7 protein-coding genes and 2 pseudogenes are annotated in these 12878 nt (G+C 63.6%); 2 read left to right on the forward strand and 7 right to left on the reverse strand.

The genetic code is table 11. The features are described 5' to 3' along the window. Positions 1-135 precede the first annotated feature (135 nt). Complete coding sequence (locus ACTV8E_RS20445) at positions 136-1758, forward strand: GMC family oxidoreductase (protein ID WP_443200665.1); 1623 nt, start codon at positions 136-138, stop codon at positions 1756-1758. A 2-nt stretch (positions 1759-1760) separates the two neighbouring features. Further along, positions 1761-3257 (forward strand): aldehyde dehydrogenase family protein, encoded by a 1497-nt coding sequence (locus ACTV8E_RS20450; protein WP_443200666.1) that lies wholly within the window; start codon positions 1761-1763, stop codon positions 3255-3257. 320 nt (positions 3258-3577) lie between these two features. On the opposite strand, the gene bktB is transcribed toward ACTV8E_RS20450, so the two are convergent. The 7 genes and pseudogenes from bktB to ACTV8E_RS20485 all read right to left on the reverse strand — a co-directional run. After that, positions 3578-4759, reverse strand: coding sequence for a beta-ketothiolase BktB (gene bktB / locus ACTV8E_RS20455; protein WP_443200667.1), 1182 nt, complete (start codon positions 4757-4759; stop codon positions 3578-3580). 121 nt (positions 4760-4880) lie between these two features. Further along, a pseudogene (locus ACTV8E_RS20460) lies at positions 4881-5408 on the reverse strand (methyl-accepting chemotaxis protein); the annotation flags it as partial. A gap of 330 nt (positions 5409-5738) precedes the next feature. Next, positions 5739-6878: pseudogene (locus tag ACTV8E_RS20465) on the reverse strand (methyl-accepting chemotaxis protein); the annotation flags it as partial. A gap of 274 nt (positions 6879-7152) precedes the next feature. Then, on the reverse strand, positions 7153-9633 hold the full coding sequence (locus ACTV8E_RS20470; protein WP_443200668.1) for an efflux RND transporter permease subunit: 2481 nt from the start codon (positions 9631-9633) through the stop codon (positions 7153-7155). Between the two features lie 66 nt (positions 9634-9699). Further along, positions 9700-10752 carry a YCF48-related protein gene (locus tag ACTV8E_RS20475; protein WP_443200669.1) on the reverse strand — a complete coding sequence of 351 codons (1053 nt, stop codon included), beginning with the start codon at positions 10750-10752 and terminating at the stop codon, positions 9700-9702. A 120-nt stretch (positions 10753-10872) separates the two neighbouring features. After that, positions 10873-12243, reverse strand: a complete 1371-nt coding sequence (locus ACTV8E_RS20480; RefSeq protein WP_443200670.1) for a DUF1329 domain-containing protein — start codon at positions 12241-12243, stop codon at positions 10873-10875. A gap of 14 nt (positions 12244-12257) precedes the next feature. Next, the coding region (locus ACTV8E_RS20485; RefSeq protein ID WP_443200671.1) for a DUF1302 family protein at positions 12258-12878 on the reverse strand (621 nt) is incomplete at its 5' end.

The raw sequence follows: 12878 nt of genomic DNA on the forward strand, positions 1-12878 counted from the left end.
TGGGAGCGGACTTGTCCGCGAACGGGGCTGACGGAAAAGCTTCGCGGACAAGTCCGCTCCCACAGGGGGCAACGTTGTACAACGGTTATTCCGACAACATTCAATGGGTACATAGCCATAGCAATAGAGGCAAGCATGCAGCAGACCTTTGATTTTGTCATCGTCGGTGCCGGCTCGGCTGGCGCCGTTCTGGCCAGCAAGCTATCGGAGAACCCGCAATATCGCGTATTGCTGATCGAGGCCGGCCCGGTTGACAACAACGCGCTGATCGACATCCCGCGTGGTTTCGGCAAGCTGCACAGCGATCCGCGTTTCATGTGGAGCTATCAGACCGAAGCGGAAGACGGTACTGGCGGGCGTGCGGAAACCTGGTTGCGGGGCAAAACACTGGGTGGCTCCAGCGCAGTCAACGGCATGGTCTATGTGCGTGGCCAACCTGAGGATTACGATGCGCTCGACGCCATGGGCTTGCCAGGCTGGAACTGGGCAACGATGAGCAGCTACTTCCGTCGCCTGGAAAATCACAGCCTCGGTGATGACGGGGTTCGTGGCGTGGGTGGGCCGCTGGCGCTGCGCCCGCATCCTGCGCCCGGTCCCGTGCATGAAGCGCTGATCGGCGCCTGCACGGAGATCGGTTTGCCGCGCCTCGATGACATGAACGGCACCCGCCAGGAAGGCGTCGGCTACTTCAGCCATAATATCCACTCCGGTCGGCGTGTCAGTGCTTCGCGGGCCTTTCTGCGCCCGGCGATGCAACGCCCGAACCTCAAGGTGATGACCGACACCCTGGTGGAAAAGGTGCTGTTTGAAGAGCGCCGTGCCGTCGCCGTGCGTTGCCGCCGTAATGGTGCCGTTGAGACGATCTGCGCGGCGCGGGAAATCGTGCTGTGTGCCGGCGCGCTGGAATCGCCCAAGCTGTTGCAGTTGTCAGGCATTGGCCCTGCTGCGCACCTGCGTGATCTCGGCATCGAGGTGATCCATGACAGCCCGCACGTCGGCGGCAACATGCGCGAGCATCGCGGCATCATGTTCAGGCAGCGCCTGGCACTGCCGCAGACGGCTTCGCAGAACTGCCAGCTCCAGGGCATGCGACTGGCCGCCACCTCGCTGCGCTATCTGCTGACCCGCAGCGGCGTGCTGAGCTGGGGCTCGCATGAAGTGGGCGCGTTCTTTCGCGCCACCGAGCAAGCGACGCGTCCCGACGCCGAATTTCTGATGTCGCCCTTCAGTTACCAGATCACCGAGAAGGGCGCTGCCATCGACACCTTCCCCGGCCTGCACCTGATGAGCTATGTGCTGCGGCCAGAATCGCGTGGCAGCGTGATGATCGGCTCGGCAGACCCGACTGCCGCACCGCTGGTCCGTCCGGCCTTTCTGACCGACGCATACGATTGCCGCGTCGCCATCGGCATTTATCACGTCATGCGCAAGCTGTTCGATCAGCCGGCATTGCGGGCAATCGTCGCCGAAGAACTCGCCCCGGGGCCGTTGCACAGTGACGAGGAAATCCTCGACGTATTTCGCCGCAACGGCGTCACCGGCTACCACGCGGTCGGCACCTGCGCCATGGGTGCAAACGCCGATGCCGTGCTGGATGAAAGGCTGCGAGTGCGGGGCGTCGGCGGCCTGCGGGTCATGGATTGCTCAGCCATGCCACTGATGATCGCCGGCAACACCAACGCACCGATGATGGCCATGGGGTGGCGAGCCGCGGACCTTATTCTTGAAGACCAACACCCGATAGCAAAAGGAGTTTGAACATGATCTTTATCCCACCGAATCCACAGGAACATGCTGCGATTGCCGCAACGCTTCCCGCCGTCAAACTGATGATTGGTGAACAGGCCCTGTCGCAGGGCAGTGCCGGCACGTTCAGCCATGTGAATACCGCCACGGGACAGTTCCAGATGGATATCCCCTTGGCCGGTGAAACGGAAGTCGAGGCGGCCGTCCTCGCGGCGCGTGCAGCCTTTCCCGCCTGGCGCGACATGAAGCCTTTTCGCCGTCGCCAGGTCCTTGATCGCTTTGCCGATCTGATCGAGCAGAACATTGATCGCTTCATGAAAATGGCGGTGGTCGAGAACGGTATTCCGATGAGTACCATGCTCCACGGCATGGCGCCGCGTATCCTGGCCTGGACCCGCTACTACGCGGGTTGGGCCGATAAGATCGAGGGGCTGGTCACCGGCATCAATCCCGGCGACCACTTTGAATACACCGTGCCGGAGCCGTACGGGGTGATCGGTCACATCATCACCTGGAACGCCCCCTTGCTGTCGCTGGCGATGAAGATCCCGCCATCGCTCGCCGCCGGCAACACGGTCGTCATCAAGCCTGCCGAGTTCACGCCATTCAGCTCGCAACTCTTCGTTGAACTGGGGCTGGAGGCCGGCATCCCGCCAGGGGTCATAAACGTAGTGCCGGGCGGCGTGGCCGCTGGCGAGGCGCTGGTTCGCCATCGCGGCGTCGACAAAATTTCCTTTACTGGCGGCCCGGTCGGGGCGCAGGCCATCATGCGCTCTGCCGCCGCAACGCTGAAGCCGTGCGTGTTTGAGTTGGGCGGCAAGTCGGCGAATCTGGTATTCCCGGACGTCGACCTCGCCAGTACGGCGGCGTATTGCGCCGCGTTCGGCCTTTCCAACAGTGGCCAGGGTTGCGCCTTGCCGACCCGCATGATGATTCATGAGTCGATCTACGAGCCGTTCATCCAGGTGGTGCAGGCGACGATGGAACAACTGCCCTATGGCGACCCGCTCAACGAAAACGTGATCGTGGGTCCCATGGTCAACGCCGTAGCCTGTGAGCGGGTGCGGGGCATGATCGGCGAGGCACGCGCGCAGCAGGTTGGGCGTTTCCTCAGCGGCGGGGAAGCTGCCGGTGATGGGCAGGGCAACTTCGTTACTCCGACCCTGATCGCGGAGGCCGACCCCTACAGCACCATCGCCCAGAAGGAAGTCTTCGGCCCGGTACTGTGCGCGTTCAAGTTCCGCGACGAAGCCGAGGCGGTAGCGCTGGCCAATGCCACGGAATACGGGCTGGCCGCCTATGTGCAGACCAATGACTTGAACATTGCCCAGCGTATGGTGCGCCAGCTCAACGCCGGCACGGTGTTCGTCAACCAGGCAACCCCGGCCTCCCACGCGGCGTCGCCGTTTGGCGGCGTGGGCTTGTCCGGGTTCGGGCGCGAAGGCGGCAAGGCAGGCCTGGAGGAGTTCATTCGCATCAAGGGAGTGGGTATGAGCGTTCGGGCAAGCTGACGCGCACTGTTGCTGTTGCGAAAAAACCGGCTGGATTTCCAGCCGGTCCTGGGTGCCCCCGTAAAAATGCTCGTTTACCTCGGTAAATTCGCGCGCTAGCTGTGTAAACCCAACCCGCTTCCTCGCCTGTTATTTGTAAGGCTATGTCTGAGTTAACTGTTGTTGAGGGGCCCAACCTTTGTGGGAGCGGACTTGTCCGCGAATGGGGCTGACGAAAAAGCTTCGCGGACAAGTCCGCTCCTACTCCACCGGCGGGGCAACGGCGCACACCGGTTATTCCGACAACACTCAATGGGTACATAGCCGTTGTAAACACCCTCTCAGAGGCGTTCGAAAATGACCGCGATGCCCTGGCCACCGCCGATGCACATGGTCGCCAGACCATAGCGACCGCCAACACGCTGCAGCTCGTACAGCAGCTTGGTGGCGATGATCGCGCCGGTCGCGCCCACCGGGTGGCCGAGGGCGATGCCCGAGCCATTGGGGTTGACCCTGGCCGGATCCAGATCCAGCTCCCGAGCCACCGCGCAGGCCTGGGCGGCGAAGGCGACGTTGGCCTCGATCACGTCGAGATCGTCGATGCGCAGGCCGGCGCGGGCCAGCGCCAGGCGTGTGGCAGGCACGGGGCCCATGCCCATGAGTTCGGGCTCCAGGCCGACGTGCGCGTAGGCGACGATGCGCGCCAGGGGCGTCAGGTTCTGGCTCTTCAATGCCTCTGCGCTGGCCAGCAGCAGGGCGGCCGCACCGTCGTTGAGGCCGGAGGCATTGCCGGCAGTGACCGTGCCATCCGCCTTGAACACCGTCTTCATCTGGCTCAACTGCTCCAGCGAGCTGACGCGGGGATGCTCGTCGATGCTGAATAGCTCGACCCCCTTGCGGCCACGCACCTCCACCGGGACGATCTGCTCCACGAAGCGGCCCTTCGCGATCGCCTGGGCGGCGCGGCGCTGTTCTTCCACGGCGAGTTCGTCCTGCATCTGCCGGGTGATGCCGTGGCGGGCGGCGACGTTCTCCGCCGTCACGCCCATGTGGATGCCCAGGAAGGGGTCGTGCAGGATGCCCAGCATGTAGTCGAGCGCCTGGGTGTCGCCCATGCGCGCGCCCCAGCGCGTGGCGGGCAGCAGGTAGGGGCCGCGGCTCATGGATTCGGCGCCGGCACCGATGGCCATCTGCGCATCGCCGAGCATCAGCGACTGCGCGGCGCTGATAATGGCCTGCAGGCCGGAGCCGCACAGGCGGTTGACGTTGAAGGCCGGCGTTTCCCTGGGAATGCCCGCGTTCATGGCGGCCACCCGGGAGAGGTAGGCGTCGCTCGGCGTGGTGGGAATCACGTTGCCCATCACCACATGACCCACGGCGGCGGGGTCGGCCCCGCTGCGCTGGAGTAGCGCCTGAAGCGGTGCGCTGGCGAGGTCGGCCAGCGGCACGTTGCCGAGCGCCCCGCCGAAGGTTCCTATGGCGGTGCGTGCGGCGCCGACGACGAATATATCCTGGCTGTTCATGGTAATCCCCGTTTGTTGCTGCAAAGAGAGCGGGGGCTGCGCAGCGACCATGAGACGCCTTGCACAGGCCCCGGGATATTCCCCCGGGCAGGGCCGGGTGGATGCTGTCAGGGGCGCCGGATCACACGCGGAACACCCCGATGACCTCTTTCAACTGGCCCACCAGGGCCGCCAGTTGCCGGCAGGACTGCTCCGTATGCTCCGCCCCCTGAGCGGTGCGTTCACCCGCGCTGTTGATTTCGAGGAGGTTGCGGTCGATGTCCAGGGCCACGGCGTTCTGCTGCTCGGCGGCGGCGGCGATCTGATGGTTCTGGTCGAGGATGGTGTTGACGGCGCTCAGGATGCTGTTCAGCGCGTCCTGCACATGCCGGGACTGCTCCATGCACTGGTTGGCCATGCCGTGGCTGACGTTCATGGTCCTGACGGCCGTGCCGACGCCCTGCTGGAGCGAGCCGATCATCTGCTCGATCTCGGTGGTGGACTGCTGGGTACGCTTGGCCAGTGTCCTGACCTCGTCGGCGACCACGGCGAAGCCCCGGCCCTGTTCCCCGGCGCGCGCGGCCTCGATCGCGGCATTCAGCGCCAGCAGGTTGGTCTGCTCGGCGATGCTCTTGATCACGTCGATGACCCGGCCGATCTCCTGGCTGTTCCGGGCCAGGTCATTGATCACCGATACCGATTTCTCCATCTCGCCGCCGAGACTCTGGATCCCGGCAACCTGGGAGTCGACCAGCGCCTGGCCGCTCATGGTTTCCTGATTGACCTTCTGCGCGCTGTCGACCGCCAGAGCCGCGTTACCGGCGACCGACTGCGAGGTCGCCGACATCTCGGTCATCGCGGTCGCCAGCAGCTCGATCTGGTCGCGCTGGCTGGAAATGGCCTGGTAGCTGTCCGTGGATACGCCCTCGACCTGAGTGGTGCGCTGTTCCACCTCGGAAGCCGTGGTGCTGACGCGCCTGATCAGGTCGCGAATCCTGCCGATGCTGTTGGTCAGGGTGCGACCGAGGTCGCCCAGCTCGTCACGGCTCTGCGCGGTGTAGGCTCCCGTCATGTCGCCATTGGCGACCTGATCCAGCAGTTCGCCCAGGTCTTGCAGAGAGCGACGGATGGAGAAGTAGAAGCCGCAGAACAGATAGACGATCACCAGCAGCAGGATGACCTGGATGGCGACCAGCAGGGCCAGCTTGCCGGACTGGCTGTCGATGCGCCTTTCCAGCTTGTCGCCGATCAGCTCGACCACCTCGTCGTTCAGGCGGTAGGTCTTGGCCATCTCGTCGCTGACGCGGGCGTAGAAGTCCTGCCAGGGGGTACTCAGATCCTCGCTGACCAGCAGGTCGTTGGCCAGCAGTTCCGCCTGACGCTTGAGCGTTGCCAGGCTCTCCGCGCCGAGCGAGGCCAGAGCAGGCTCCTGCAGGTCGTTCAGGGTCTGGCGATATTCATCCTCGAGGCCGTCCAGCGCCAGCAGGATCTGCTCCAGGCGCAAGGCACTGGCCGAACCGAGATTGTTGTCCAGCATGACCAGGGAACCCGCCGCGCGCGTGGTGCCCAGGGCCGAGGTGACCCGTGGCGTGCTGCTGCTCAGCAGATCCACCAGTTGCCGTACCGCGCGGCTGGAGTCCTGGGAGAGCCCGGACTCGGACAGGATGAACTTGCTCAGGTTCAGCGAGTGGGCGAGTTGTTTGCGGCGAATGTCCAGCTTGGTCGACCAGAGTTCTTCCCGGCTGGCCCTTTCCAGGCTGGCGACGATGGCGTCGCGCTTCTCGGCGAAGCGCTCGGCTTCGTCCCAGCTCATGCCCTTCAACTGCTTCAGGACGGCGGCCTCGATCTCTCCCGTGCGGGTGATCGCCTCGGCTGCGCGGCCCGTCGTGCCATGCACCAGCAGCATCTCGGAGAAGTCCGCCAGTTCCTGCAGATCCCGGCTGACGCCGAGGCTGGTGCGCAACCGGTCGAGACTCTCGGCTTCCTTGCGGGTGTTGCCGATCTGCTCGTAGGCGTCGCGAATCAGCGAGTATTCGGACAGGGCCAGGGGCACGAAGAACAGCAGGCTGATCAGGCTGAACTTCATGCTGAAGCTCAGCCGGTTCATCAGTGCTATCGCCGGGTTCAGAATGGACTGCATGGACTTCTCCTGTTTCCGGGTTGCCGCCGGTTCTTATTGTTTTGCTATGTACCCATTGAGTGTTGTCGGAATAACCGTTGTGCGCCGCTCCCACAAGGGTTGAGCCCCTCAACAACCGTTGACTCAGACTAGCCCCTACGGTTTTGCTCAGCCGCCTTGTACGAGATTCACCGTGACGGCGCGACGGCCGCAGCGACTGCGTGGGTGTTCCTGGCTCGAACGGACAATCGAACAAGCGGCCCACGATGAAGGGGGCCGCCGGTTTGCTCGCATATCAAGCCGTTGGGGTTGCAATCACCTTTTGCTGTGGCGTTCCGGCCTTGGCCTTGTCCGGGCTTGCCTCCGTCTCGCGTGCCTGCCTCCTCTGCTCGCGGCTTTGCAGCAGGAAGTAGGATAGGGCGGGGATGAGGATCAGCGCGCCCAGCATGTTCCAGATGAACATGAAGGCCAGCAGGATGCCCATGTCCGCCTGGAACTTGATCGGCGACCAGGCCCAGGTGATGACGCCCGCCGCCATGGTCATGCCGACCAGCGCGACGACGCGACCGGTGAACTGCAGCGACTCGGTATAGGCGACCATCAGGCTGGCCCCACGGCGCTGCAGGAGCAGCTGGATGGAGAGCAGGTAGAGGGCGTAGTCCACACCCACGCCGACGCCCAGCGCGATGACCGGCAGGGTGGCGACCTTGACCCCGATATCGAGCCAGACCATCAGTGCCTCGCACAGGATGGTGGTCAGCAGCAGCGGGATCAGCGCCACCAGCACCGCTCGCCAGCTGCGGAAGGTGATCAGGCAGAGGAGGATCACACCGACGTACAGCAGGCCGTGCATCTTGTAGAAGGATTCCTTCACCACGATGTTGGTGACCGCCTCGATCCCCGCATTGCCCGCGGCCGGCAGGAACTGCAGGTCATCCCGGTTGTGCTGTTCGGCGAACTCCTCGACATGCTTGAGCACGGTGCTCAGAGTGCTGGCCTTGTGGTCGGTGAGATAGGCCATCACCGGGAACACGGAGCACTTGGGGTTGAGCACGTCGGGGTTGTTGACCAGCACCTGCGACGCCGCATAACCCAGCGAGCGCGGCTCGCGGACGATGGTGTTCCACTTGAAGTAACCCTCGAAGGTGCCGCTCACTCCCTGCCGGGTCAGCGTGGCGAAGGACTCGCTGGCCTGGACGCCGGGCAGGTGCCTGAGCGACCAGCCCAGACGATCCGCTTCCACCAGGTTGCCGAAGTGATCGCACACGTTTGGCGGTGTCTTGACGATGATCGCGAACTGGTCGTTGGACAGGCCGTAGTTGGCCGTGACGTAGGCGATGTCCCGGTTGTAGCGCGAGTCCGGGCGCAGCTCCGGGGCACCGGCGCTGAGGTCGCCGATCTGCAGATCCTGGCGCACCACCAGGGCTATGACGGCCAGCAGCAGGGCGACGGAAATGGCAATCCAGGCCCGTTTACGCTGGGTGAAGCTGGCGAAGAAGGACCATACCGGGTTGAGCATGCCCTTCTCGCCGCGCTGCTCACGCAGCGAGCGTTCTGCGGCCCCGGCACTGACCCCGGTGTAGGAGAGCAGGATGGGGATCAGGATCAGCTTGGTGAAGATCAGCACCGATACGCCGATGCTGGTGGTCAGCGCCAGGTCGCGGATCACCGGAATGTCGACGATGATCAGCACGGCGAAGCCCACCACGTTGGCGAGCAGCGCGGTCAGGCCGGCCATGAACAGGCGCCGGAAGGTGTAGCGCGCGGCGATGTATTTGTGGGTGCCGCGACCGATGTCCTGCATGATCCCGTTCATCTTCTGCGCGCCGTGCGACAGGCCGATGGCGAAGATCAGGAAGGGTACCAGGATGGTATAGGGGTCCAGCTCGTAGCCGGTCAGGTGCATCAGGCCCAGCAGCCAGACCACGCCGAGGATGGACACGGCCACCAGCAGCAGGGTGCTGCGCAGGCAGCGGGTGTAGCCGTAGACGAAGATGGTGGCGATCAGCGCCGAGATGGCGAAGAACAGCAGGATTTCGTCAAGGCCGGAAATCAGGTCGCCGACCAGTTTGGCAAAACCGACGACGTGGATGCGTATGCCGTCGCGCTCCTTGCCGCGCACCTTCTCTTCCAGGGCCTGGGACAGCGCCTTGTAGTCGATCGGCTGGCCGGTATCGGCGTAGCGATCCAGCAGCGGCACGGTGATCATCGACGACTTATAGTCGTTGGCGACGATGCGCCCGACCGCACCGGAACGGCGCAGGTTCTCGCGCAGTTCGTCCAGCTTTTCCGGGGAGCCGTCGAAGTGATCGGGCATGACCGGGCCACCGCGCATGCCGTCTTCCGTCACCTGATTCCAGCGCAGGATCGGCGTCCACAGCGACTTCATCCACGGGCGGTCGAAGCCGGGGATCAGGAACAGCTCGTCATTGATTTCGCGCAGGGTCTGCAGGTAGTCCGGGTCGAAGATGTCGCCCTTGGTGTTTTCCACGACGATGCGCAGGCTGTTGCCCAGCCCGCTCAGCTCGTTTCGGTTGTCGAGAAAATTTTGGATGTAGGGATGGGAGCTGGGAATCATCCGGTCGAAATTCGCATTGACCACCAGGCGTGTCGCCTGCCAGCCAAGGACGATGGACACCAGGCTGATCAGGACGATGATCGCGACGCGGTAATTGAAAATCAGCCGCTCGGCATGATTGCCGGTGCGCTCATCGAAGCTGCGGCGATCCTTGATGACGGGATACTTGTCCGCGCTTTGGTCGATATGTGTAGCCATCGAGGCTTCTCCAACGGTAAAGGCAAATGCTCGCAGGGCCGGGCCGGGCGCGCGGCTTATCGTTATTTATTGCTGCGCAAGGGGGCGCACGCCATTCGGGCCGATGATCACGATGCCGCTGCTGGTCATGTTCACGCCATACACGGGCGCACGGCCACTGGAAAGCCGCTTGGCTATCGAGTCGCCGCCTTTATTGCTGACGAGCACCTCGCCGCCGTTGGTGGCGAGCATGAAACTGCCGTCGGCCAGCATGTTGCCGGCGTTGATCGAGTCGCTGGTGCCGGTGTCCAGCTTGCTCCAGGACTCGCCCTCGTCGCGGCTGACGTAGGCATTGCCACGCAGGCCGAAGACCACCAGCAGTCCCTGGCGACCGGTGAGGCCGAAGAACGAGCCGGCGTAGGGGCTGTCGAGCTGGATGAAGCGTTGTTGCTCGCGATCCAGGCGCAGCAGCAGGCCCAGCTCGCCGGCGATATAAATCTGCCCGCCGATCTTGCGAATGGCGTGCAGCGAATATTCGTCGGGGTTCTCGGTGCGTTCCATCCAGGGAACCCAGCGTTTGCCACCATCGGTGGTATGCAGGATCAGGTTGTAGGCGCCAACCGCCCAGCCTTCCTGCTCGTTCTCGAAGTAGACGTCGAGGAAGGGTCGAACCGGCCCGTCCTTCTGCAGGCCCTGCGCATATTCCCTGGCGCGCTCCAGCGCTTCGCTGTCGCCCGGCAGGCTGGCGTAATACCGGACAGCCAGGTCGCCGATCTGGCGCCCATCCAGCTGGCGCTCCCAGTTCTGGCCGCCATCGGCGCTGTGCAGGATCACGCCGTCGTGACCGACTGCCCAGCCTAGGGCGGGGCTGGCGAAATACACGGCAACCAGGTCGCTGCTGAGTGGCAGCGGGCTCTGAGTGAAATGCCGGCCGCCATCCTCGGAATGCAGGATATGCCCGCGTGGGCCTACCGCAACGATACGCTGCCGGCCATCACTGGCGAGCCCGTACAGGGGCGAGCCGGGTGCGCGCTCGGACAGCATGGCTGGCTGATCCAGGGGGTCGGTAAAGGCGAACGCGGGGGCTGCGCAGCCCCAGGTTCCCGCGCACAATGCCAGCACTTTCAGTACCGCATTCATCGTTTTCTCCATTTCTGCTAAGGCGAATCGCTAACTCAGGCAGGCAGCAGGTTACCGCCTGGAATGGAAAAAACAGCAGCAGGCTGGATCATCTGCTGCTGTTTTTCCATCAACTACCGCTTAGCGCTGGGACTGCCGGGCCATGGATTCCGGCGTGAAGTAGGAAACCGGCTGCAGTTTGTCGTACATGATCAGGCCCTTCGAGCCACCCAGGATACTGGAGTGGTAGTAGACACCCGTGGCGAAGTCGTACGTCCAGGCACCTGAGCCATGTGGAATCTGCTTGTCGTACATCTGCCAGGACGGCGTGTAGATGCCCTTGGCCAGCTTGCCCGATGCGTCCCAGGCGTCGGACATGCCGGTGGAGGGCATGTCCTCGTCGTAGTACAGGCGACGCTTGGGCTGCACATGGCGCATACCCGGCTTCAGGGTCAGCTCCACTACATGCACGCGGTGCAGCTCCCAGCGCATGACATCCGCATTCGGGTGCGGGCCGGTCAGCAGTTCGTCGGGGCTTGCCTGCATCCAGTCGTAGTTGTTGTAGGGGATGATCATCTCCTTCTTGCCCAGGTACTTGATGTCGTAGCGATCCTGCTTGCCGGAGTACATGTAGATCTCGTCATAGAGCATGGAGCCGCCCGAGGTCGATACCGGGAAGTCGTACTCGGCATCCGGTGCGCGGCGTACGCGGCGCTGGCCGGGCGAATAGGCCCAGGTGGCGTTGGGGTTCTTGATCGGGTTGGCGTAGAACTTCTGCAGGTTGCCTTCGCCCACGTTACGCGCGGGAGAGGTGTAGACATTCAGCTGGGCACGGTTGAACACCCCGCTGGATTCGAACTTTTCGAGGTCCAGCTCCTTGTTGTAATACTGGTAGTCGCCACGGTTATTGATGCCGCCGGTGAGCACCTTGCTGCCCTTGGCATCGACATACCAGCCCTGAGCCGAGGTCAGGAAGGATGCGCCTATATAGGCCAGTTGGGCGTTCCAGACGACCTCGTTGCCGGTTTTGGGAATCGGGAAGGGAATCCCGCCGAAGCAGCCCTGCACGGCCAGGCCATCCTCGATGGTCTTGCAGCGGGTGGCGTTGGCGATGCTGTTGTCGTTGACCCAGTCCGGGTAGTTGGCACTGCGGCGGCTGGGGTACACGGTGACCTTGTAGGTATCCGGGAAGCGCTTGATCAGTTCCTTGGTGCTTTCGGAGAGCTGATCGGCATACTGTTCCACATTCGTGGCATCGATGACGAACAGCGGTTTGTCGTCGGCGTAGGGGTTGGCCCAGAAGCCCGAGTCGGGCTTGAAGCCTGGCGGGTTGGTTGAGGTCGGCAGGCCGCCGGTGTAGGCCGGGATGGTGCCGGCGGCGTTGCCGGCGATTTCGGCACCCCAGGGGGTGAGGGTCTTGCCCAGTTCGGCGGCTTCCTGCGGGGAGACGGCGGCATGGGCTGCACTGGCAGTCAGAATGGCCGCGGCCAGGATGGTAATGCGAAGTTTCATTCAGGAACTCCCGATCAGAACGCGGTTTGGTAGGTGAGGATCAGGGTGTCGCGATCATGCAGATACGCGAGGCCGGTGTAGGCGTCTGCCCCGCCGAGCGTGCCGGTGCGGCCGTTGCGGAAGGTGTAGGCCAGGTCGAACTGGTGCTTCATATTTCCGGAGAAGTACTCCACGCGCGGGCCGATCTTGGCCAGGTAGGAGTCTTCCGGCGGGATGCCGGCGCCCGCTGCGGCCGCGTTGCCGTACAGGCCGTAGGTCACGAAGGTCACCAGGGACACGTCGACGCTCGGCAGCACCTGTTGCCAGACCGGGGTGAAGGCCACGCTGAAACCGAGCGCGTCCTTGGTCGAGCAGTTACGCAGCAGTTCCTTGTCCGCACAGCGTCCGGCCACCGAACCGCCTTCGCTTTCACTGGCGTTGAAGTGATCCTTTTGATCCGTCACCTTGACCAGGTGCATGTAGTCCAGTTGCGCGGCGATGGAGCCGTTGTCGAAGAAGGCGTTCTTGTTGAGGGTAACCGCGCCGCTGAGCAGGGCATGAACGGTGTCGCCACGGGCGCCATCCAGGTTGGACGGTTCCGGTTGGCCAACAGCGATGTACGCCCCCACAGGGTGCGACGAGTTCAGCGGCATGTT

Source organism: Pseudomonas sp. B392_1p (assembly GCF_052245235.1).
Classification (GTDB): Bacteria; Pseudomonadota; Gammaproteobacteria; order Pseudomonadales; family Pseudomonadaceae; genus Serpens; species Serpens gallinarum.